The 23,686-nt window shown below is 61.1% G+C and carries 18 protein-coding genes; 6 read left to right on the forward strand and 12 right to left on the reverse strand.

Annotated features, from left to right (window positions below):
* Positions 1 to 112 precede the first annotated feature (112 nt).
* Positions 113 to 1,042 (forward strand): VOC family protein, encoded by a 930-nt coding sequence (locus tag BM234_RS08015; protein WP_092062875.1) that lies wholly within the window; start codon positions 113 to 115, stop codon positions 1,040 to 1,042.
* 163 nt (positions 1,043 to 1,205) lie between these two features.
* Here the strand turns inward: BM234_RS08015 and BM234_RS08020 are convergent, their stop codons facing one another.
* The 3 genes from BM234_RS08020 to BM234_RS08030 form a co-directional block, all read right to left on the reverse strand.
* Positions 1,206 to 1,376, reverse strand: coding sequence for a DUF465 domain-containing protein (locus tag BM234_RS08020; RefSeq protein ID WP_092062877.1), 171 nt, complete (start codon positions 1,374 to 1,376; stop codon positions 1,206 to 1,208).
* A 106-nt stretch (positions 1,377 to 1,482) separates the two neighbouring features.
* Positions 1,483 to 2,250 (reverse strand): tRNA1(Val) (adenine(37)-N6)-methyltransferase, encoded by a 768-nt coding sequence (locus BM234_RS08025; RefSeq protein WP_092062879.1) that lies wholly within the window; start codon positions 2,248 to 2,250, stop codon positions 1,483 to 1,485.
* Positions 2,247 to 2,462: a putative signal transducing protein gene (locus BM234_RS08030; RefSeq protein WP_092062882.1), complete on the reverse strand. Its 216-nt coding sequence runs from the start codon at positions 2,460 to 2,462 to the stop codon at positions 2,247 to 2,249. Before BM234_RS08030 ends, BM234_RS08025 begins: the two co-directional genes overlap by 4 nt.
* Positions 2,463 to 2,518: 56 nt before the next feature.
* On the opposite strand from BM234_RS08030, the gene BM234_RS08035 reads away from it, so the two are divergent.
* The 4 genes from BM234_RS08035 to BM234_RS08050 all read left to right on the forward strand — a co-directional run bounded on the left by BM234_RS08035 (position 2,519) and on the right by BM234_RS08050 (position 9,458).
* Positions 2,519 to 3,520: a polyprenyl synthetase family protein gene (locus tag BM234_RS08035; protein ID WP_092063314.1), complete on the forward strand. Its 1,002-nt coding sequence runs from the start codon at positions 2,519 to 2,521 to the stop codon at positions 3,518 to 3,520.
* Between the two features lie 175 nt (positions 3,521 to 3,695).
* Positions 3,696 to 4,862, forward strand: coding sequence for an ABC transporter substrate-binding protein (locus BM234_RS08040; protein ID WP_092062884.1), 1,167 nt, complete (start codon positions 3,696 to 3,698; stop codon positions 4,860 to 4,862).
* A gap of 69 nt (positions 4,863 to 4,931) precedes the next feature.
* Positions 4,932 to 7,727, forward strand: coding sequence for a methyl-accepting chemotaxis protein (locus tag BM234_RS08045; RefSeq protein ID WP_092062887.1), 2,796 nt, complete (start codon positions 4,932 to 4,934; stop codon positions 7,725 to 7,727).
* 126 nt (positions 7,728 to 7,853) lie between these two features.
* On the forward strand, positions 7,854 to 9,458 hold the full coding sequence (locus BM234_RS08050; protein ID WP_092062890.1) for an alpha-glucosidase: 1,605 nt from the start codon (positions 7,854 to 7,856) through the stop codon (positions 9,456 to 9,458).
* 400 nt (positions 9,459 to 9,858) lie between these two features.
* Here the strand turns inward: BM234_RS08050 and BM234_RS08055 are convergent, their stop codons facing one another.
* From BM234_RS08055 to BM234_RS08095, 9 genes are all read right to left on the reverse strand, one after another.
* Positions 9,859 to 12,060: a FepA family TonB-dependent siderophore receptor gene (locus BM234_RS08055; protein WP_092062893.1), complete on the reverse strand. Its 2,202-nt coding sequence runs from the start codon at positions 12,058 to 12,060 to the stop codon at positions 9,859 to 9,861.
* A 125-nt stretch (positions 12,061 to 12,185) separates the two neighbouring features.
* Complete coding sequence (locus BM234_RS08060; RefSeq protein ID WP_175501223.1) at positions 12,186 to 16,067, reverse strand: non-ribosomal peptide synthetase; 3,882 nt, start codon at positions 16,065 to 16,067, stop codon at positions 12,186 to 12,188.
* Positions 16,064 to 16,303 carry a phosphopantetheine-binding protein gene (locus BM234_RS08065; protein WP_092062900.1) on the reverse strand — a complete coding sequence of 80 codons (240 nt, stop codon included), beginning with the start codon at positions 16,301 to 16,303 and terminating at the stop codon, positions 16,064 to 16,066. Before BM234_RS08065 ends, BM234_RS08060 begins: the two co-directional genes overlap by 4 nt.
* A complete protein-coding gene (locus BM234_RS08070) occupies positions 16,300 to 17,910 on the reverse strand; it encodes a (2,3-dihydroxybenzoyl)adenylate synthase (RefSeq protein ID WP_092062903.1) in 1,611 nt (536 codons plus the stop codon). Before BM234_RS08070 ends, BM234_RS08065 begins: the two co-directional genes overlap by 4 nt.
* A gap of 47 nt (positions 17,911 to 17,957) precedes the next feature.
* Positions 17,958 to 19,334, reverse strand: a complete 1,377-nt coding sequence (locus tag BM234_RS08075) for a beta-propeller fold lactonase family protein (protein ID WP_092062906.1) — start codon at positions 19,332 to 19,334, stop codon at positions 17,958 to 17,960.
* 165 nt (positions 19,335 to 19,499) lie between these two features.
* Complete coding sequence (locus tag BM234_RS08080; RefSeq protein ID WP_092062909.1) at positions 19,500 to 20,480, reverse strand: alpha/beta hydrolase; 981 nt, start codon at positions 20,478 to 20,480, stop codon at positions 19,500 to 19,502.
* A gap of 109 nt (positions 20,481 to 20,589) precedes the next feature.
* The gene (locus BM234_RS08085) at positions 20,590 to 21,390 is read right to left on the reverse strand and encodes a metal ABC transporter permease (RefSeq protein WP_092062913.1); all 801 of its coding nucleotides are present in this window, start codon (positions 21,388 to 21,390) and stop codon (positions 20,590 to 20,592) included.
* Positions 21,372 to 22,121, reverse strand: coding sequence for a metal ABC transporter ATP-binding protein (locus tag BM234_RS08090; protein WP_092062918.1), 750 nt, complete (start codon positions 22,119 to 22,121; stop codon positions 21,372 to 21,374). The genes BM234_RS08085 and BM234_RS08090 overlap by 19 nt, the downstream gene beginning before the upstream one ends.
* Positions 22,118 to 22,633 carry a helix-turn-helix domain-containing protein gene (locus BM234_RS08095; RefSeq protein WP_245752547.1) on the reverse strand — a complete coding sequence of 172 codons (516 nt, stop codon included), beginning with the start codon at positions 22,631 to 22,633 and terminating at the stop codon, positions 22,118 to 22,120. The genes BM234_RS08090 and BM234_RS08095 overlap by 4 nt, the downstream gene beginning before the upstream one ends.
* Before the next feature lie 65 nt (positions 22,634 to 22,698).
* On the opposite strand from BM234_RS08095, the gene BM234_RS08100 reads away from it, so the two are divergent.
* The gene (locus BM234_RS08100) at positions 22,699 to 23,667 is read left to right on the forward strand and encodes a zinc ABC transporter substrate-binding protein (protein WP_092062924.1); all 969 of its coding nucleotides are present in this window, start codon (positions 22,699 to 22,701) and stop codon (positions 23,665 to 23,667) included.
* The last annotated feature ends 19 nt before the right edge of the window (positions 23,668 to 23,686 follow it).

Genomic DNA, 23,686 nt, shown 5'->3' on the forward strand with positions numbered 1-23,686 from the left:
TCCGGGCGGGCCCTTTGTGCGCCCAAGCACAGCCCCCGCGCCCGTGTGGGGATTTCAATGGCAGGCACCCGGACCGATATTGCGACCAACGCAAATCTGAAAGGACGTAGCCATGGCAACTCCCATCACTGGCCTGCATCACATCACTTCCTTGGCAAGCGACGCTGCTGCAACCAACGCATTCTTTACGCAAGTACTGGGGCTGCGCCGCGTGAAGAAGACGGTGAATTTCGACGCCCCCAAGGTATATCACCTCTATTTCGGTGATGAGATTGGCCGGGCTGGGACGGTCATGACCTACTTTCCCTTTCCCCATGCCGTGCGCGGTCGTCCAGGCACCGGAGAGGCTGGTCGAACAGTCTTTTCCGTTCCCGAAGGAAGTCTCGACGCATGGGAGGACCGATTGCGTGATGCCGACGTAGGCGGTCTTTTGCGCAAACAATGGTTTGAGGAGGAGCGGCTACAGTTCCACGGCCCGGATGGAGACGGATTCGCGCTTGTCGAAACACGTTCTGATCCCCGAATTTCGTGGTCCGCGGTCCTTCCATCCGAGCAGGCGATTCGCGGATTTCACTCCGTTGAGCTTACCTTGGCCGACCCCGCGGGGATGGCTTCACTGCTCGAGGTGATGGGGTTTTCACGAGCGGCTGAAGACGGCGAAACCACCCGCTTTCACCTCTCCGACGGGAACGGGGCGAATGTGGTCGACCTCACCCGAAGCGATTCTGCCCCGTCGCGGCAAGGCGCAGGTTCAGTACACCATGTTGCGTTCTCCGTTCCCGACCGCGCGGCACAGATGGCCGTGCAAAGCAGCCTGCAAGAAGCTGGGTTCGATGTGACACCGGTCATTGATCGGGATTACTTCTATGCGATCTATTTTCGCACTCCCGGCGGGGTATTGTTCGAGATCGCGACGGAAGAGCCCGGTTTTCTGCGGGACGAGGCCGCTGATACGCTTGGAACAGCGCTAAAGCTTCCTGATCAGCATGCTCATCTTCGTGAGGTTCTAGAAAAGCGCTACTTGCCGTCGCTTGGGGAGTAGAGAGATCACGGGATACGGCGGTCCGCCTGCGCAATGCACCGTGAAGCCGCCGCCGTATCCATTCTCAGGATTCGCCGCAGACACGCGCGGCGTAATCCGTTCTCGGGTCTTGAGCGGGCGTGGATCTCTTCAGACACGCCCGACCGATTTCATGGATTGCTTGCTATGAGGTCAGGCTCAAACGCTGAATTTCTTCTTTCAGCTTCAGTTTCTGCTTCTTGAGCTCCGCAATGCGCAGATCGTCCACTCCGGGTGATCGCTGCGCTTTTTCGACTTTGTCAGAAAGGCTCGTATGTCGCTTCTTCAGTTCCATCACATGCGAACTCAAGCTCATGTCTTTCCTCCTCTAGGATGTGAACAACTGAAGTGCAGCACATTTTTGTTCCGCTGTCACGCCGCACTCGCACAGAAGATTGGGCGCGCAATTTATTGCCAAATGATTAACGCGGCCAACCGAGCGCTGTGCACTCTCGCAGCACCGCCTGAACCTCGGGGCGATAACTCTCCCCATCTTTCTCGTGGGCCTCGCCGCTATGAAGCACGAGCGGCGCATGAAGGCGGAACCGTCCCTTCCCCCCCGCCCGAGCGCGCACAAGGACGAGAGTTGCCTCCCGGCGGACACGGGGCGCGATCGGCAAGACCTCAATACTCCCCAATCGGGGCTGCATTGCCACAAGAAGGTCTGCTAGACGATCCGCGCGCTGAATCATGCTGACGTAGCCGCCAGGGCGCGTTCGTTTTGCCGCGATATGTACCCAATCCTGCAATGCTGTCTCCTCCCCGAGACCGGCCTCGCGCCCGGCTTCGGCCGCCGGAGTGCGCGACCCCGCGACGAAATAGGGAGGATTGGCAATCACATGATCGTACCGGGTTTGCCGCACCTCTGAAGGAAGATCGCGCAGATCCGCTGTGATCACCTCGAGGGGGATGTCATTCTCCGCACCATTGCGGCGGGCGAGGTCTGCATAGTCGGCCTGTCGTTCCACACCGGTGAGCTTGAGTTCCGACACCCGTGCAGCGACGCACAAAAGCGCCACCCCATTACCGCACCCCAATTCGAGCACGCTTTCACCCGAAGTCACGGGCAAACTTGCCGCCAAGAGTACAGGATCGATCCCGGCGCGATAGCCGCGCAGGGGTTGCCAGATTTTCAGACGTCCGCCAAGGAAGGCATCCGCCCGGAGCGCATCTTCCGCAAAGCCGCTCACGAAGACGGCTCAAGCCCATTGTCGACCATAACCACCGCAGAGCGCTGATAATCGGCCTCGCGCACCATGAGTCGGCGCGGCAAAATGCCAATGCCGCCCTCAAGCACGCTCATATTTACGTCCATTTCAAAGCAGTCTATACCCTCGCCCTGAAGGAGCGCTTGGGCGAAGGCTATGACGCTTGGGTCCGTGCTGCGTAGAAGCTCTTTCATAATGGGGATTTAGCGGTATCGGCGCACGAATGTCGAGCCGGCTTGGCGAGGGATACATGGGGCTGGATCAACCGTCTGCGAAACCGCATGAAACCTTGGCCGAGACGCTCGCGTCCGATCTGACGGCGGTGAATGCGCTGATCCGGGAACGGATGGCATCGCGCCATGCTCCGCGAATCCCCGAGGTTACTGCGCATCTTGTCGAGGCCGGAGGAAAGCGGCTTCGGCCCATGCTGACACTCGCGGCCGCGGCGCTTTGTGGCTATCAGGGGCGGCATCATATCCACCTCGCCGCGACGGTTGAGTTTATCCATACCGCGACCCTTTTGCACGACGATGTCGTCGACGAAAGTGAACAGCGCCGTGGGCGTCCGACGGCAAACCTTCTGTGGGACAACCAGTCCAGCGTGCTGGTCGGCGACTATCTATTTGCTCGATCGTTCCAGCTTATGGTTGAAACGGGCAATCTCCGGGTGCTCGATATTCTGGCGAATGCCTCCGCGACCATTGCCGAGGGCGAAGTGCTTCAACTGTCCGCCGCACAAAGCCTTGCAACCGACGAAGACATCTATCTTCAGATCATCCGGGGCAAAACCGCAGCTCTGTTTTCAGCGGCAACCGAAGTCGGGGGTGTCATCGCAGGCGCGCCCGAGGAGCAGGTGAAGGCACTTTTCGAGTTTGGCGACAAGCTCGGTCTGGCCTTTCAGATCGTTGATGATCTGCTCGATTACCGCGGTATTCCGGGCGTCACCGGCAAGAATATCGGCGACGATTTCCGGGAGCGGAAAATGACACTACCCGTCATCAAGGCCGTGGCAATGGCAGACGATGAGGAACGCGCCTTTTGGCGGCGAACCATCGAACTCGGCGATCAGCGACCCGGGGATCTCGACGAAGCACTTGCGATTCTCAACCGGCACGATGCCTTGGACGCGACGAGAGAGGCGGCGAATTCCTATGCCGCGCATGCCCGCCGGTCGCTGCAGGTCCTGGCACCTCACCCGATTCGCGACATGCTCGAAGACCTGACCGACTATGTCGTTGAACGCGTGAACTGACTTTCGGTCAGGTCAAATCATGTCACATTCGTGGCACAAGCGCGCGTCATATTTTCAGTTCATTAACTTCGAATAGCGCCTAGATGGCCAATTCATGGCGATTTCTGGCTAAAATTACCATTTCTTAGCACCATGGCGGCTTCCTGCTCATAGTTGAGAGCAATGGGAGCCATCAATGAAACGCATAATTACCAATTTTGCGGCGGTCTGCTGCCTCGTCGCCGCAGGCCCGCTTGTTGCCGGTCAGGGTGTCGAATCCGGTTCGGTACGATTCGCGCAAGTCGCAGCGCTTGAGGGCCCGGCGGGCGCTCTGGGAACTGGCGTGCGCCAAGGCATTCTTGCCGCCTTCGCGGAAGCCAACAGCGCCGGCGGCGTTCACGGACGTCAAATCGAACTCGACAGCATGGACGACGGCTATGAGCCTGATCGGTCCGCGACCCTGGTTCGCGAAGTCATCGCTGGCGATGGGCATCTAGGCCTGATCGGAGCGGTGGGAACCCCGACCGCTCTGGCGACGCAACCGCTCGCGACCGAGGCGAACATTCCTTACATCGGCCCGTTCACCGGCGCAGGTTTCCTGCGCGACAGTGCGCTGAAGAACGTTCTCAATGTCCGCGCCACCTATGGCAACGAAACAGAAGCGTGGATCGCGCATCTGGTCGACGAAATGGGCATGGATAACATTGCCATCCTTTATCAGGATGACGGGTTCGGCCGCGTCGGTCTTTCGGGCGTCGAAGCGGCCCTCGAAAAGCGCGGCATGACGTTGTCGGCGAAGGGAACGTATACGCGCAACACGCTTGCTGTGAAGTCCGCCCTTCTTGAACTGCGCAAGGCCAAGCCAGACGCCGTGGTGATGGTCGGCGCATACAAGCCGATCGCCGAATTCATCCGTCTTTCGAAGAAGATGAAGTTCGAACCCACATTCGTGAACATCTCCTTTGTTGGATCGCGGGCGCTTGCCGATGATCTTGGCGAAGATGGCCAAGGCGTCATCATCAGCCAGGTCGTTCCCTTCCCTTGGGATACCACGGTTCCGGTCGTGGCTGAGTATCAGGCCGCGCTGGAATCCAGCGAACCCGGCGCTGAGCCCGGTTTCGTCTCACTCGAAGGGTACCTGATCGGCCGGGTGGCAATTGCGGCTCTCGAAGCGGCAGGCCCCTCGCTGGACCGCACGAAGTATCTCGCCGCTCTCTCAGGGCTCGGCAACTTCGACATGGGCGGTCTGACGTTCTCCTATGGCCCGGATGACAACCAGGGTCTCGATACGGTCTTCCTCACCACAATGGACGGTCAGGGCGGTTTTGCGACCGTCGGCGGCGCCATGAAGGCTGGCGGCTAACTACTGGATGCGGGCGGGCCGGTTACGGTTTCGGCCCGCCTTTCGCGTCCACCACAAAAGGCTACGGGCATGTTTGGAAAAATTAAAGACGCACTCGGAAGTATCGGGCTTAAGGTAGCTCTTTCTCTGATGGCAATGGGGGCCATGACGGCCGCCGCAATCGCGATTGGGTTCTTTATGTTCCAATCGCTGTCAAGTTCGCTGAAGACCTTCGAGGAAACGCTGAAGACACGGGTATCGACCAGTGTCTCGGTCATCGAAGAAGCTGGCAATATGCGCGGAAGTCTTTCGCAGCTCCTCTTGGTTCAGTCCCCAGAAGAGCTCAAGCAAGCGGTATCGACCATGCAAGAGGACCGCAGCACGCTGTCCACAGAGGTCGACCGGCTTCCGGCGGATGCAGCGTCACAGATCCATAACCTTCTGTCACAGTTCGACAATCCACTCTCTGAGATGCACAGCGCATTGCAGGAACAATTCGAAGCGCGTTCCACCATGAATTCGATGATCGCGGCTCTGGGGGACATGTCGACCGAGGCGAGTTCTCAGCTAACCGTTCTTGCGGACGACGCCTATTTTGATCTCAGCATGGGCGGCGAAGATACGATCGCCAGCGTGTCCGAGACCTTCAGTTCACTCGTCGCCGACGATTTCCCCATGCTGACCAAACTTTTGGAAGCGCGGGCCGAGGTCAACCTGCTGACGGGCACATCGCTTGTTTTGACAGAAACCAAGGATGAGGCCCTCGCGTCCATCGTTCGCGATCTTCGCAACTCCAATTTCGCGGAACTGCAAGAGTCGCTCGACGTCCTCTCCCAATACGAATCCGTCATTCCGTACCTCGATCCACTCTACGAGTTCCTTGCGACTCTCGAAGACGCTGGCGGCCAGTTCATGAAAAGCGCGAGTGAGCGGCGAACCGAACTGCTGCAGCTTCGTCAGACAACTGATGCTGCGCTGTCCTCCGCCGTCGATGACGTGAGCTTTGAGCTTATAATTCACAGTGAAGATACGGCGAGTTCGAACGAGAGCGCCATCCGTACGCTGCTTGATGTGGATGTGGGCCGGCTCCGCGCCGCGTCTTACATGAATGTCTCGCTGCGCTCCCTCGTTGCGACCAGCTTGCTCGGGGCATCTGTGACCTCGCTTGATGGCATTGATGCGGCACAACGGGCTATCTCTGAAGCAGCCGTGTCGCTTGTCGACGCGCAGAGCAAACTGGAGCTTTCCGAAGACTTCACGAACCTGATCTCCCGCATTACGGCTGTCGCCGATCCCGACAACGGAATCGTCGCCGCACGGGCCCGGATGTTGCAGGCCATGGAAAATGCGACCACCAAGTCGCTTGCCGCCAGCGCGAACCTCAATGAGATCGCCGAAACGGTGAGCAGCTTCGGCACAAGCGCCATCAATGGGCTTGTCGAAGAAGGCGCAGGTCTGGTCGCCCAGTCGGAAACCGCCGAAGCGCAAATGGCGAGCGTCGCTGTCATCAGTCTCGTGATCTTCCTGCTGGCGCTTGCGGCGACCTGGTGGCTCATCTTGCGCCCGATGTCCCGTGTAACTGGCGTGACCGAACGGCTCGCAGCTGGCGACATGGCCCCTGTAACGGGCTTCGACAAAACCGGTGGCGAAATCGGCCGCATGGCAAAGGCGCTCACGATCTTCCGCGATGGTTTGATCGAACGTGCCGAGATGCAGAAGCAGGAAGAACAGCGACGCATCGAAGCCTTTGAGAACGAGAAGCGCGAAGAAGAGGCACGCCGCCAGCGCGAGGAGGCCGAACGTCTCGAAGAGCAGCGACGGATCGAGGAAAAGGCTAAGGCCGAAGCCGAGGAGATGCGTCGGCGCGAAGAACTCCGCGCCGCCACGGAGGCGGAACGCGCGGTGCGCGCCGCCGAACAGACGACGGTCGTGTCTGAACTTGCGGCATCCCTCTCACGTCTGGCCGATGGTGATCTCACCTGTCAGATCGAGGTGGAATTCGCCGAAGGTTATGAGGAACTGCGCAGCAACTTCAACGCGGCTGTCGGCACCTTGTCTTCGCTTGTCTCCGATCTCGCAGGCAGCATCACGGTGGTCGAAGACTCCGCAAGCGAAGTTGCGACGGCGTCAGACAACCTCTCCCGGCGCACCGAGGATGTCGCCGCCACGCTTGAAGAGACATCCGCAGCACTCACGGAGCTGAGTTCCACCGCGAGTTCGACCTCCGAACGGACCAGCGAAGCGGATACGATCATGCAGCGGACACGGTCACACGCGGTCAGCAGCAGCGGGGTGGTTCAAAATGCCGTCTCCACGATGTCCGAGATCGAAAGCTCGTCTCAGGCAATCGCCAAGATCGTGGACATGATCGAAAGCATCGCCTTTCAGACCAACCTGCTTGCGCTCAATGCCGGTGTCGAAGCCGCCCGGGCCGGGGAGCAGGGTCGTGGCTTTGCCGTGGTCGCAACCGAGGTACGGGAGCTTGCGCAACGGTCCTCGTCCGCGGCGAAAGAGATCAACGATCTCATTTCCGCCACCCGCGGCCAGATTGACCGTGGCGTCTGTGAGGTGGGCGAAGCGGGGGATGCGCTGCGAAGCATCATCGAGATGATCACCCAGATCTCCGACGAACTTGGTGCCGTAGCCACCGCATCGCGGGAGCAGTCGCATACGATCACCGCGATCAACGATGCGATGACGCAACTCGAACAATCGACGCAGCACAACGCCGCCGTTTGTGAGGAAACCGCCGCCGCGAGCCAATCGCTCACCGAAGAAGCGCGGCGTCTCACCGAGCTTTCCGGACAGTTCCGGACGGGCAAGACCAGTGAGACCAAGAGTGAATGGCGTATCGCCCCCGAAGATCAGGAAGAAGACGCAGCCTGACGCTTCGTTGAAATCCCGGGCCCCTCGAGGGCCCGGGCACGTCTCTCTCGCGCTCATCGCCTCTCTGCCCTTGCATCTTTCGCCACATGAGCGAGGGTCGGGGGAATTCAGAACCCGGAGGGCAGGATGACAAACAAAGACGAGTGGTGGCGCGGATCGATTACCTATCAGATTTATCCCCGGTCCTTTCAGGATGCGAACGAAGACGGGATGGGCGACCTTGAGGGGATAGCACAGCGTCTTCCGCACGTGGCTGAACTGGGGGTGGATGCGATCTGGATATCTCCCGTCTTTACCTCCCCGATGATCGACATGGGCTACGACGTCGCCGACCACCGCGATATCGATCCCACCTTCGGTACCCTCGAAGATTTCGACCGCGTGGTCGCACGCGCCCATGATCTGGGGCTCAAGGTCATTATTGATCAGGTGCTGTCTCATTCCTCTGACCAGCACCCCCTGTTTCAGGAAAGCCGGTCGAGCCGTACAAATCCCAAACACGACTGGTATGTCTGGGCGGACGCCAAGCCCGAAGGGTCTCCCCCCACCAACTGGCAATCCATTTTTGGCGGTCCTGCGTGGACATGGGATGTGCGCAGGCGGCAATACTACTACCACCAGTTTCTCAAGGAACAGCCGGACCTCAACTTCCATAACCCGGAGGTTCAGGACTGGGCGCTGGAGACGTTGCGGTTCTGGCTCGACCGAGGCGTCGACGGGTTCAGGATCGACGCCGCGAACCACATCTTTCACGATGAACAGTTGCGCGACAACCCGGCTGACTATCGCCCCAAGACGGAGCCGGACTACAAGACATTCGAGATGCAGTATCCCATCTATTCAAAGAACCGCCCGGAAAACGTGGCCTTTCTCGAACGGATGCGCGCGGTGCTCGATGAGTATGACGCGCGTGTTTTCATCGGAGAGATTGGGGAGGGCCACCATCCGGTCGAGCGGCTGGTCGAATACACTTCCGGCAAACGGCTGCACATGGCCTACAACATGGAATTCATGGGCAAGACCTTCACGCCCGAGCATTTCCGCAAGCAGATCGACGCGCTTTTCGTGGACTCGCCCGGTGGTTTCCCGTGCTGGGCATTTTCCAACCACGATGTGCCTCGACATCTGAGCCGGTGGGCAAGTTATGGTGCAGATCAGGATGCGCTGGCCAAGCTCTGCGCAGGAATACTGCTCTCCCTCGAGGGCTCGGTCTGCCTCTATCAAGGAGAAGAGTTGGGGCTCACCGACACCGATCTCAACTTCGAGGAACTTGTGGACCCGGAGGGCAAGACCTTCTGGCCCGACAACAAGGGGCGGGATCCGGAACGCACGCCAATGGTCTGGGAAGAGGCGCGCCCGCACGCGGGCTTTTCCGCCGCCGCGTCCACGTGGCTTCCCGTCAAACCGCCGCAACAATCGCGCGCCGTTGATACTCAGATCGACGATCCCCAAAGCGTGCTCAACTTCTACAAACAGGTGGTCGCACTGCGGCAGGCGACGCCGGCACTCAAAACCGGACGCACGCGGTTTCTCACGAGCAAGGGCGCGATATTGGCGTTTGTGAGGGAGCCCGGAGTAATTTGCGCCTTCAATCTTCGCGACAGCAAAGAGCGGCTACCGATCACCGAGGTACCTGAAACTCTGCTCTCATCGAACGGAGCCACTGTAGAAGACGGCGCCATCATCCTCCCGCCGAACGGGGTTTTCCTTGGACAACTGAAGGGCAAATAGACGCGCGCCAGTCCCTTACTCATGGGGCTGTGCTCCCCCAATTCCGCGCCATTGCTGCGCAGGGAATGCAGCAGCCAAAGCAGAAGTAGTGACATAGGTGAGGAGGTATTGGATCGGCATTCCCACCACCCAAGGGTTGCGCTTCAGGGCGGCAGGAATACCGAAGGCAATCAATACCGTGAGTGGCAAGCGATTGCATGTTGGTCGAACGGCAACGCCCGACCTGAGGGAGTGACGTGCCCGGATGGAAGCACGGTCGGAGTCTGCCTTGAGGGGGGCATGGTCAGGTGTTGCCGTTCGCCATCCTTATCGCACGACTGAAGGCGCGATGCGCCTGTGGAGAAGCATACCGCGCCTAGCCCAAAGGATAGCCCGGGCGACCCCCGCCCGGGCAACTGGTTCAGAACGACTTGGTCAGAGCAAGCGTGTAAGAACGCCCCGGTTCGTTATAGGTGTTCGCCCCGGCGTCGTTCGACGCGCCTTCCCGAAGGATCTCCGTATTGAAGAGGTTCTTGATGCCCGCCTGCATCGAAAACCCATGGTCGAATTCATAGTTCGTGGAGAGGTTCACCAAGGTATACGGGTCTCTGTCATCGGCATTCTCGATTTTGGCCCCATTGGTCGCCGACTGCGTCGGGCTCTCGGTCGCGCCGTAGTGGGTCATGGCAAGCGTGAAGGACCAGTTGTCGCGATAGTCCCAATCAAACTGAGTGTTGATCGTGTAATCTGGAACCAGCGACAGGGGCTGTCCGGTATCACGATTTTCCGAACGCCGCATGACCGTCGCATTGGTGGTCCATGTCAAAGCATCGCTGAGCGGAACACGCAAGTTGCCCTCGAACCCTTCGACCACGGCCAGTTCGGCATTTTCCCACTGGTAGATCTCGGAGCCGCTTACAGTCGCAAAAGGCTCCAGCGAGGCGCCGATCTTGTTCTCATAGTCATTCTTGAAAAAGGTCAGCCCAGCGTTGAAGCCTTCGAGGTTCTGGTAGGAGATTCCGATCTCCTTGTTCCACGACGTTTCATGCTCCAGATCTTCGTTGCCGAGGATATGGCATCCGCCCGCGGGCCTTACGCGATCCGCCGGGCAGGCGTTGCCATTGGTGAAATACACGTAGTTTGGATTGGTCTGGAACAGGTTGGGCGCCTTGAAGGCTCGGCTTACGCCTGCCTTGACTGTGATCTCAGGCGTCGCTTCCCACGACATGTTCAGCGATGGTGACCAGTTGGTTCCTGCCGTTGAATGGTGATCAACCCGCAGCCCCGGGGTGAGGGTCACGCCCCAATCAAGTTCCATGTTTTCCTCGACATAGAGACCGATCAGATGTGCCTCCAACGTATCGTCGCGGTCTGCTGGATCGCTTTCCGTGCCTTCTACCTCAACCATCGTGGCCTGTTGCAGCGACGAGGGGTCTTTCATGAACTCGCCGCGATATTCCGCGCCGAGGGTCAGGGTCTGAGACACGCCGAAGGCCTGCGAATAGAGGTTCCACTCCGTTTTGGCAGATACGTTGTCGAGCAGGGTGACGTTGTAATCGTCGCCTGTGAACATCCCTTCGACGCCCCCGAAAAGGTTCTCTGTGCGGCGCTTGTTGTCCGTATGCTCCCACTGGAGGAAGCTGTTGGACGTGCCGAAATCATAGTCCCCGCGGTGGGTCAGAGCGAGTGCGGAGCGCTGCATGGTGTTGGTGGTTTCACCAACCAGATCAGCCAGCGCTTCGCCAGTCGTCGTGTCGTACACCCTATCCACTGACTGGAAGAGGGAATCGCCAGCATAGAGATTTGCCTGTTTGCTGTAGGAAAGCTCCACGCCCCATGTATTCGCCGCGTCGGACCGGAATTCCAAGAGAGTGCTCAGGTCGTAATTCTTCAGACCTTCTTGCCCGGCGGCGATGGCGCCCCCTTCTTCGGTCGCATCCGCGTTGATGTCCGCATCATCCGCCTCGGATTTGTTGGCGCTCAGGTAGCTGCGATAGCTGAGCCGTTCCCCGATGGGGCCGGAAAAGGCCGCCGTGGCGCGGTAGTTGGCGCCTTCCTTGTCGGATTCCGGCACTTCGGCAAACAGGCTAAGTTCCGTCGTGGGTTCCGACGCTGCCTTGGTGATGATGTTGACGACACCCCCTGCCGATCCCGAACCATAGCGCGCCGCCGCCGGGCCACGGACAACCTCGATGCGATCAATGACCGAGGCCGGAACCCAGTTGGAATCTCCGCGTGTATCCCGCTCCCCGGAGCGGTCCATGCGCACCGAATTTCGCGACAGGACCGGGCGGCCGTCGATCAGGATCAGCGTGTTTTCCGGCCCCATCCCACGCAGGTCGATCTGACGCTGGTTGCCGCGCCTTCCGGTTGAAGTATTGCCGGTCAGGTTTACGCCGGGCTGACGTTTCACCAGTTCGGAGACGTCGTTGGTGATGAGCGCCCGCTCCAGATCCTCTTCTGTGATGGTCGATGCGCCAAGGGCCTGCTTGAGCTCCTCGGATGCGGCCTTGACCGTGATGGTGCCCAGGTCAAAGACCTCTTGGGCATAGGCGGGCAATGCAAAGGTTGTAAGCGCTGTCGCCGCGAGGGCGGCACAACGGCCGTTCGGATACCAAGTCATATAACTGTCCTTGAGACGATGGTTTTTAGGTTGCTTCGTCTGGCGGGATGGCGTCGGCTACCTGGCGACTACGAAAACAGAAGTTTTTCGACCGTTTATCTACAATGAGAATAAACCTTAGTAAATTAGTCGGACATAACGAGATTTGCCCGTGGTGAATTTGCACCACCCTCCGCATCCGCCATGACCGCCTCCAAAGCCTGCACCAGATCGAACCGATGACGTTCGGCCAAAAGCTCACCATGCAGACAGGGAAGCGAGGCGCATACGACACGCCGAGCGAAAGGTTCCCAAAGCTCGGGACGAAGGGCGGTGCCTACGTGATCCCGCGCTGCGCGCACGTGCAGAACGGGGCCGTCGTAGCGAGCTTCACGATGCCCTCGGACAAGACGGTTGGTTTCCTGCACAGATCGGATCACGCCATCCAGTACGGGCTCTGGCAGCGCCGCAAGCGCATGGCCCTTCGCGCGCAAAAAGCCGACAATTCGGTCGCGACCACGCAGTTCGGGATAGGCTTCCGGGTCATGCCCGGCAATTGCGAGCAAGGCCCTTAGCGCGTCATCCGCTGAGGGTTCCGGTTCATCGCGCCAACAGGAGGACGGGTAGGAATCGAGCAACCCGACCAGCCCGACCGACCTGCCCCGCCGCGCGAGCCGGACAGCGATATCCTGCGCGATCAACCCGCCGAGGGACCATCCGGCGACATGAACCATCCCCGACGGCACGACCTCTTCGACACGGTCACAGTAGCTTTCCGCCAGATCCCCAAGGGCACCCGGTGCAGGGCATTCAGGCGTCAGCAAGGGGGACTGCAACGCGATCAGGGGGCGGTCGGACAAGGCCCCCGCAAGCCCGCGATAGCACCATCCGATGCCCCCCGCAGGATGGACAGCGAAGAGAGGCGCTCGCCCCCCTTTCGACAGGTGCAGCACCGGAGAGAGCCCCTCGTATGGTGCGGCTGCCGCATCAAAGCGACGCGCCAGATCGGCGACCACAGGCGCCTCGAGGATAAGACCCAACCCCGGATCGCGCCCCGTTTCTTCCTCCACCCGAAGTGAGAGACGAACAGCACTAAGGGAATCGCCCCCAGCCGCAAAGAAATCCGTTTCAGGTCCAATCCCGCCATCAAGCCCGAGAACCTCGGCGTAGAGACGCACCAGCAGGCTTTCTGTCCCTTCAGCGGCAGAGCGCACGAACGTTTCGACTCGCGGGGCCGGAAGCGCCTTTCGATCAAGCTTGCCACTTGGGTTGAGCGGCAGGGCGTCGAGCAGGACAAAAACGCCGGGCACCATCGCGCTCGGAAGATGTTGCGCAAGTGCCGAGCGCAGCATGTCCGACGTGACATCCCCCTCGCGCGGCACAACCCACGCGATGAGCCTGGACCCGCCCGAGGGCGCATCCTGCGCCATGACGGCGCACTGCCGGACAAGGCCGGTCTCGGTCAGCGCGGCTTCGACTTCACCGGTCTCAACCCGCACACCGCGGATTTTTACCTGCCCATCAGCGCGCCCGACGAAGACGAATTCCCCCTCCGGGGTGGCAACGGCAAGATCACCGGTGTCGTACATGCGCTCACCGGGATGGAACGGGTCCGGCAAGAAACGTTCCTCAGTCAGTTCGGGCTGCCCGAGATAGCCACGGGCAAGCTGCCGTCCGGCAAGATAGAGCCGTCCCGTTACACCATCGGGGACTGGGCGTTTTCGGGCATCAAGGCAATAGAGGCGCGTGTTCCACACCGGCCTGCCGATCGGAACGGATAGACCCTCTTCCGCCTCGCCCGCCTCCCGGTAAGACACATCAACAGCCGCTTCGGTCGGCCCATAGAGGTTGTGCAGCCGCCCCTTGATCCGGCTGTGAAAGGCCGTGGCCAAGCTGCTCGGCAAGGCTTCGCCACTGACAAAAACCTGCGGAATTGCAAGACCTTCGCTTTCTGGCGCGTCGAGGAAGAGGGTCAGCATGGAGGGGACGAAATGCATGGCCGTGATCCCCTCGTCGCGCAATATGCCCGCGAGTGCGCGCGGATCACGGTGCGCTCCCGGCGGCGCAATCACGAGCGTCGCCCCAGCAATCAGCGGCAGGAAGAACTCCCAGACCGATACATCGAAGGTAGCCGGCGTTTTCTGCAGGATCCGGTCGGCGCGGGTAATTCCGTAATGGCTCTGCATCCAGAGCAAGCGATTGACGATGGCGTCATGCTCTACCACGACCCCTTTGGGCCGCCCTGTGGAGCCGGAAGTGAAAAGGACATAGGCCGGATCGCGGGGTTTCGCGCGCACCGGTGCTCCGCCGACCTCCGCCCAGACTTGGGGCGGTATCAGCAGGTCGGGCGGGGCGGGAAAATCTGGCGCCGCGAGCACGGCGCGGGGTTCCGCGCGCGTCAGCATGTCCGTCCGCCGCGACGAGGTATCCTCGGGATCAAGCGGCACATAAGCTGCACCAGCCCGCAACACCCCGACGAGCGCGACCAGAAGTTCCATCGACCGCGGCAGCGCCACCGCCACGCGATCCTCGGGACCGATACCCCGCGCGGCGAGATGACCGGCCAGCGCGGCGCTTCGCCGGTTCAGTTCCGCATAGCTGAGCGCCTCTCCTTTGAAACGCAAGGCAACGGCGTCAGGGCTGCGTTTCATCTGCGCTTCGATCAGCGCCGACAGCGTGGTTTCCGGGACCGGATGAGCCGTGGCGTTGCGGCGATGAACATGCCGGTCGAATTCCGCCTTGGAAATCGTCGGCACATCCGCGAGGCGTGCCGCCGTCACGCTGGCGCGCAGGAACTCGCACAGTCGGTGAAGGTGCGCCGCTGCCTCGTCTCGCCGATAGTGATTGGGATTGCTGTCGAGCTGCAAGATGAGACCGGAGCGCAGATCGCCGCGAAAGGCAAAGGTCATATCATCGACCGATCCGGCGCCCAGAATTTGCAGCGACGTGCGCAGACCTTCGATACGAGGGGATGGATCGAAGGGCAAAACGTTGATGAGCGGCCCATGCAGGCGCCGGCCCTGCCCGACCCGGCCCAACTCGCGGCGCAGCATCTCCCCCCGATACCGTCCATTCCGGCGCATCTCAGCCAGCGTTTTGGCTGCGTCCGCAACGGCGTCTGTCAGGGGAGCATCCTCATCAAACCGATGCCGGAAGGGAAGAACGTTTACTTGGGTTGAGGGGATGCGCGCCGCTGGGGAGCCGAGACGGTTCATAAGCGGAATACCGGGGACGGATTCGCCCTCCGTTACGCTTCGGGCACAGTACGCGGCAGTCAAAGAGGTGACGAGGTCAGGCCATGCAATTCTGGTTCGATCCGCGAGATCGACCAAACCGGCCCGCATCTCTGCGGAAAGCTCCACTTCCTGCCGATCAAACCACGCAGCGCTTTGCGCGGCGCCTGGTTTGAAACTTCCCACCTCCGCGAGGTCTGCGAGATGATCATGCCAGTATACGCGCTCGACGCGCCGCGCCGGGTCCTCGCGCTGCGCCCGGTCCCACTCCGCGATCCGATCGAATGGTCCAAAGGGCGCAGGTGCGGGACGGTCGGAGGTTTCAGCCTCGTAAAGCGCCGCAAGGCGCCGTGTGAGTTGCAGGTTTGCGTAGCCATCCGCCGCGAGGTGATGCACGCGCTGGCTCACCACAAAGTGGTCTGTACCAAGCCACCAGAGGGTCAATGCGGAAATGGGCCCCCGCCGAAGATCTACAGGCGTACGTGCCTCCACCAGAACCGCCGCCTCAAAGGCGGTGCGGGGGGCGTCTTCTTCGCTCAGGTCCCGAAAGCTCGGCTCCGGCGCGCCGTCCGGTTCGAGCCACATCACCGGGCCGCTTTCGCCCTGCATAAAGCGCAGACGCAGACATTCTGCTTCCTGCGCCAGCTTGCGCATCGCCCTGAGCATCGCCTCGACATCAAGACAGCCGTGGAGGTGCAGCGCCTGTCCGGTGTTGAAGATCGGGCTTTCAGGGGATTGTACCTGAGCGTACCAGATCCCCTCTTGCGCGGCGCAAAGCGGGATCGGATCGCTCATGCCTTTTGTCCGGCCGAGACGATCCCCCACCATGCGGCGAGAGTTTCGGATTCCATGAAATCCATGTAATCGAGGCCCGGCTGGCGCGCTTCCCACGCCGACATCAGATCCATCATACGCATGGAATCGACCCCGAGGTCGATCAGGCTGGCATCATCAGCGATCGCTTCCGGCGTCACACCAAGAGCATCGGCGATATCGGCCCGCATTTCGTCCTGAGTCAGAGCGTTGCTCACGTCGTCGCCTCCGTTTCGGTCATGTCTTTTTGCAGCTGGGCCCTGAGAGCCCGCCGGCTGATCTTGCCCACGGCGGTGGTGCCAAGCTCATCGACCATCCGCATCTCATCAGGGATCTTGTAGGCGGCAATCTCGCGGCCTCGCATCCAGCGTCGCAACACCGCAGGCTCCAGCGCCCCGCCGCGCGGGAGGATGAAGGCGCAAGTTCTCTCACCCAACTGGGCATCAGGGACGGAAACCACGACCGCGTCCAGAACGTCGGGGTGGGCAATGAGATGATCCTCGATCTCTTCTGCGGATATTTTTTCCCCCGCGCGATTGATGTGATCCGTCGCCCGTCCTTGCACCACAAGATGCCCTGTCGGAAGCTGCCGCACGATATCGCCGGTGCGATAGAAACCCTCCGCGGTAAAGCTCCGCGCGTTGGCCGCAGGCTCGTCATGATAGGCGCGGATCGTGTAGGGACCGCGTGTTAACAGGTGCCCTGCCTCGTCCGGCGCGACGGGGGTATCCTCATCATCGACAATCAGGATCTCGTCGTCAGGAGAGATCGGCCGCCCCTGTGTCTCGGTGATGGTCGTCTCGTCATCGTCCAGCCGGGTATAATTCACCAAGCCCTCGGCCATGCCAAAGACCTGTTGCAAGGTGCAGCCAAGCACGGGCGCCACCCGCCGCGCGGCGTCGGGCAAAAACTTCGCCCCGCCAACCTGCAGCACCTGTAGCGACGGAATGTCCGCCCCGATCCGCTCGGCGGTATCCATCCACTTCATCGCCAGCGGCGGCACCAGTGCGGTCATCGTAACCCCATGTTCCCGGATCAGGGCAAAGCCCGTTTCCGGCCGAGGGTCCCCGGCCAGCACGACCCGCCCACCGGCATAGAGCGTCCCGAAAACGCCCGGAGAACTCATGGTGAAGTTATGCGCGACCGGCAGCACCGCGAGATAGACGCTTTGAGCATCCAGTCCGCAGATCCGCGCGCTTTCGCGCAAAGTATAGATATAGTCGTCGTGCGTGCGGGGGATCAGCTTGGAAAGCCCGGTGCTCCCCCCGGAAATCTGTAGAAATGCCACCGATCGCGCAGACGGATCTTCAGGCAGCGCGGCAGGTTCGGCGCAGGCATTTTCAAGGTCAGGATCCGCGACAAACACATGGCGCAGCGCGGGGATCGTGTCCGCCAAAGCCTGCGCCAGCCCCGCGTGATCAAACCCGGCGATGCGTGATTGGGTGATGATACCAACCGCTTCGGATTTGCGGGCGAGATGCTCAAGCTCGGTACGGCGGTGGGCGGGAAGTGCATAGACCGGGATCAGACCGGCGGCGAAGAGACCGAAGACCGCCTGAAAGAACTCAGGCACATTCCCCATCTGCACCAGGACGCGCTCCCCCGGTTGCAACCCGGCCTTGCGAAGGCCGGCCGCGAAACGATGGGCCCGGTCGGCCAGATCGCCATAGGTCCAAGCGCTGGTCCGATCCTGAATGGCAATGCGTTCGGGATGCAACGCATCCCAACGGCGGAGAAGGGCGGGGAAAGTTTCCCCGCGCCAATGCCCCTGGCTCTCGTAATGTGCGGCCAGTTCGGGCGACCAGACCTGCTCGACAGGTTTCATGGCAAACTCCTGTATGCCGGCCCGAGGGAGGCCGGCCCTTTAGCGCCTCAGCTTTCTGGGGTGATCCGTGTGATGTGATCTCCGGTGGCGTCTTCGGCCCCTTTCGCCTTGTTCACCACGAGTACGCCGCCTTTTCCGTCAAGCGTGAGGTGGTTGGGAAGGCTTCCGACCGGCAGATTGCCCACGACCTCGCCTTCGGGCGTCACTGCAACAACGGTCCCTGAACCACGCAGGGCCACGTAGGCCACGCCAGCGGTGGGTTCAAACGTGACGTTGAGAGGGTTCGCGCCAACCATCACCTGATGCAGGACTTCGCCGTTCTTGGCATCAAGGATCATCAGGTTGTCGCTGTTCTGACCGACGGCAAAGATCCGATCGGTTTTCGCATCGTACCCGACCCCGATCGTGCTCTTTGTGCCTTGCAGGGGATAGACCGAGACCACTTCCTGACTGGCAAGGTCGATGACCGCAACCTCATCGGACGACAGGCTTGCCACAAAGAGACGCCCCGTTTCAGGGTCGATGTCGAGGCTGGCAGTGCCGAATTCACCGCGGCGGCGGCTGGACGAAATCTCGATGATCCCCTCATGGGACAGGCTTTCTGCGTCGAAAACGTGCACTTCGGGGAGGAACGTGGCGGAGACATAGACCTTGCCGTCGTGTGCTACCGCATCACGCGGATGGCCAACCAGACCCGGCTCGAACTGCTTCAGGAGCGACAGATCATTCGCGTCATAAGCGGCAACCGTGTTCTGGCGGGTGTTGGTGACCCAAACCTGATGTGCGCCCGGCACGTACCCAACCCCATAGACCGCAAAGACGCCGCCGTCGCTGCCGTCTTCCCGTGCGGGGGCCGCTTCGGGAGTGGCTTCGGCCACGACTTCAAAGCTCTCGGGGTCGAGTTTCAGCAACTTGCTGTTCTTGACCGGGGGCCGCCCAACCGCTGCCGTCACATAGATAGCATCAGGGCCGGAGGCGACCTGATAGAGGCCAGAGGCGAGCTTCTGGGATTGCGTCGCGTAGTTGCCGATTTCCTCGAGTACAGGCGAAACCTTGATTTCGAACGTCGTGGCATAGGCAGGATCTGCAACTTCGGCGACGACCGGATAGGTGCCGGCATCCACGCCCTCGGGGATTTCGACCCGTGCCTCAAATGCCCCCTCGTCGTTGACCTCCACAGGGCCCTCGCCCAACTCCGTGCCGTTCTGGCGCAGAGTGACGCTTTGCCCCGGCTCGAACTCGCGCCCGGTGATGATCGCGGTGCCACCTGCGACGATCGGATTGCGATTCTCACCCGACGCGCGGATCGCGCCATCGAAGCTGGTGTCGAGATTCGCAAAGGGTTCCGCCATGAGCGGCGCCGCTGAAAGCAACAAAGCAGCCGCGACGCTTGCGGGGCGGAACAGTGAATTGATGAGGGCCATGGCCTCGATCCTTCTGATGCAAAGGCGCATGAACGCCTTCTGTTGAGATCTGTTTGGCTGGCTTCAGTGCGCGCGAGGCGGTCTGTGGCTCTTCGGGAGGGTCTCAGGACGCCCCCGCCCCATGAACGGGGCTAACGGAGGGCAGCGATAATTTGTCCGAGTCCTTTAGTCAAGTTTGCGCGCGGGTGGAAGAATGCTTCCCGGTATCACCTCGAGCAAGGTGACCTCAACGGAGCGCAAGAAGCTTTCCCCATGGCTGAGGCCCGGGAAAATCAGCAAGTCCCCCGGCGTGCCTGCATCGCGTAGCGCAGCAGCAAGCCGTTCGTGAGAATCCTCGGGCAAGGCATCGCGCATCGCGATGAGCTTTTCGGCGTTTGCCCCCTTTGGGCGACTGGCGCGGGCCCGCTCAGCTTCACCAAAATGGATATCAAGGCGGACATCTGGGCCTGCCCCGTCGCTCAGCCGCGCAAGAAGGCGTTGGTAAAAGTCCGCATGATCCCACCAAAGTGCGGGACTTGCCGAAACGATATGCTTGAACAACTCAGGCGCTTCGAACCCTGCGTACAACGCGAAAAGCCCGCCATAGGAATGACCCCAAAGCGCCCGGCGTGCGGAATCGAGGGGGGCCGATGCCTCCACCTGCGGGATGATCGTCTCTGCCAACAAGGAGAGAAACGCAGCGGCCTGTCCCCCTGAGCGTCCGCGCGGATCGGCAACGGGCGCGCCACGGGCATCGGGCGGGGTATAGTCTCGTGTCCGTTCCTGCGTGGCGAACCGTTGGTCCAGATCGGCCCCGAGGGTCACGATGGCGGGGCCACCTGCCGCAGCCATACGCGCCAGCATCGGCTCATTCAGTGAATCCGCCACCGCGCGCCCATCGAGCATGTAGACCGCCGGGAATCCCCCGTCGGGCACGGGGCCCTTGGGCCAAGCCACGCGGATCAGATGCGCCGCCCCCTCATCTGGCGAAGGAAGGCGAAAGGAATGGACGTGGTAACTTTCGGATCCGGCTTGCAGCACTGTAGGCCTATCGAGAGTGTTGACCGGTTGGGCACGCCCCACCATTGGCGCGAATGGCACCGCGGCAAGTCCGGCGAGCATCCGGCGCCGTGAGATGAGGGAAAGAACGGAATGGTCGGACAGCATTGCACAGCACCTTCAAACGGCGGGCGGACCCCGCAGGAAACGATGGTAGCTGGCGATGCGCTGGCAATGCCCGACTAGCCCGAAACGGTCCCACGGACAAGGGGCCGGATCACCCCCTGCGTAGGCCCGGAAACTGCGACAGTATGGTGGAGATGGCAAAGAGAATGGCCGCCGTGCAGGCGATGCTCGGGCCTGCGGGCGTATCGAATACGAGCGCGAGTCTCAGGCCCAGCAATGCCGATATCGCCCCAAGTCCGGATGCAAGGACGGCCATCCCCTCAGGCGTTCTGGCAAAGGGACGTGCAGCGGCAGCAGGAATGATGAGCAGCGACGCGATGAGCAATACCCCAACAACCTTGATTGCCACGGCGACAACGACGGCAAGCGAGAAGGTCAGAACCATACGCTCATGGCGCGGATTGATCCCGCTCGCCATGGCAAGATCCCCGCCGAGGGTCGCCGTCAGCAACGCGGACCAGCGCCAACAAAGCAGCGCGACGACAAGCCCGCCCCCGCCCCAGATCACCGCCAGATCCATTCGACCCACGGCCAGAATATCGCCAAAGAGATAGGCCACGATGTCGATCCGCACCGCAGGTAGGAACGACACCGCCACCAGGCCGAAGGCGAGGGACGAATGTGCGATTACCCCAAGCAGCGTGTCCGCCGCGACGTTGCGCGAACTGAGCGTCGTAACCAGCGTTGCCATTACCAGCGCCATGACCAGAGCACCGAGAAAGATCGGCGTCCCCGCAGCGAGCGACAGAGCCACACCGAGGATCGCGGCATGCGCTGTCGCATCGCCGAAATAAGCCATACGCCGCCAAACGACAAAACACCCAAGCGGGGCCGCTGCGAGCGCGGTGCCAAGCCCGGCAAGGCCGGCGCGGATCAGGAAGTCGTCGAGCATGCGGCCTCATGTGTGTGGGTATGGTCGTGATTGTGGTCGTGTTCGTGTCGATAGAGTGCGAGCGCGCCGCCCGTCCCCGTCCCGAAAAGTGCCCGGTATTCGGGGGCCGAGGCGACATGCGCCGGCTTCCCCTCGCAACAGACATGACCGTTGAGGCATATCACACGATCCGAGGCACTCATGACGACGTGAAGTTCATGGCTCACCATCAGGACCGCACAGCCGCGGGCAACGCGAAGCTCCTCGATCTGTCGATAGAACGCGGCGGAACCGGGTTGATCAAGACCTTGCGTGGCCTCGTCCAGCAGGAGGATATCGGGCCGAACATGCAGCGCGCGCGCCAGCAACACACGCTGAAATTGCCCGCCTGACAGGCTGCTCATCTGTTGCTCGGCAATGCCTGGAACGCCCGCTTCGGCAAGCACCTGATCTGCAACCTTCCGGGAAACCCTTGCGGGCAGCCCAAGGAAACGCCGGACGGTGAGCGGCAAAGCCGGGTCGATCGACAGCTTCTGCGGGACGTAACCGATACGCAATCCCGGGGCCGTCGTGATCTTGCCGCTATCCGGGGTGACGGCACCGATGATGGCCCGCAGGAGCGTCGACTTCCCCGACCCATTCGGGCCGACGATGGTAACGATCTCCCCGCGATCAATCGTCATGTCGACATGTGCCAAGGCAAGTTGGCCGCCATGTTTTACGGTCAGGCCCCGAACGTCGATAAGGCTCATGCGCTTGCCTCCGGGCGGCAGTTGGGGCAGATACCTTCCGCCTCCACCACCACGCGCTCCACCTCGAACCCCGCTATCTCGGCTGCCTCCGAAACCCCCTGACCGTGAGTCACGGTTTCGGCCACGGCTCGGCAAAGACGGCACACCAGAAAGACAGGGGCGTGATCCTGCCCCGGAAGAGCGCAGGCGGTAAAGGCATTGAGACGTTCGATCTTGTGCGCGAAGCCATGTTGCACGAGGAAATCGAGCGCCCGATACGCCACGGGGGGCTGCGAGCGAAGCCCCTCCTCGCGAAGCTGATCAAGAATATCATATGCCCCCATCGCCTGATGACGCTCCAACAAGATTTCGAGCACACGGCGCCGGATCGGGGTGAGCTGTACCCCGGCTTGGGCGCAATGGCGCTCTGCCGCGCCGACGCTTCCGGCGATGCAATTTCGGTGGTCGTGACTCTCGAAACCAAGCGTTTCGGGCGTGGTGGGATGGTTTCGCGGCAAAGTGTTCCGTCTCACTTGATATGTTATAAGATTACATCTATCAGGTTCTGGCCCTCACGCAACCAGATTTGGACACGCCCATGCATCGCCCGCTTTTGATTTCCCTCACCCTCGCCAGCCCGGTTTACGCCGAAGTGCCTGATGTCGTCTCCGACATTGCTCCGGTGCACTCTCTCGTTTCCATGGTGATGGGCGATCTGGGCGCGCCCAAACTTCTACTTCGCCCCGGCGCATCCCCACATGGCTATGCATTGCGCCCGTCAGAGGCCAAGAGCCTGCAGAATGCCGAGGTGGTTTTCTGGATCGGTGCGGAGTTGGAGCCGTGGCTTGATGCGACTTTGACCACGCTGGCGCCGAATGCGCGCTCCGTTGCTCTGATTGATCTGCCGTCCACAACGCTGCTTGAGGTGCGGGACGACACCATCTTTCATCATGAGGAAGCAAGCGACGACCATGATGACCATGATGACCATGATGACCATGATGACCATGATGACCATGATGACCATGATGGACACGTCCACGAGGGTGTCGACCCCCATGCTTGGCTCGATCCACAAAATGCCGCAGTATGGATAGAGGCCATCGCGCAAACGCTTGCCGAAATAGACCCGGAGAACACGGCAACCTATCAGGCCAACGCCGAGGTCGCACGGGCGGATATCGAAGCTGCCACCGAACAAGCCGCCGGGCACCTTGCCGAAGTCCGCGGGAAGCCGTTCATCGTGTTTCACGATGCCTACCACTATTTCGAAGAAAGCTTCGATCTGACGGCGTTGGGCGCTGTGTCGCTCTCAGATGCGGCTGATGCCGGCCCCGCCGCCATGGCCGAGATCCGCGATCTTCTGGCAGAGGAAGGGATCGTTTGCGCTTTCACCGAGCCGCAGTTCAACCCAACGCTGCTGCGACGCCTGACGGAGAACTCCGACGTTCGCATCGCCGAACTTGACCCGCTGGGGTCCGACATCACGCCGGGACCCGACCACTACATTCGCCTGCTCGACTCGCTTTCACGGAACGCAGCGGCGTGTCTTGGCCACGGCGATTGAGGTCGCGCGGCATGAAAAT

The organism is Poseidonocella pacifica, from assembly GCF_900111875.1.
GTDB lineage: Bacteria > Pseudomonadota > Alphaproteobacteria > Rhodobacterales > Rhodobacteraceae > Poseidonocella > Poseidonocella pacifica.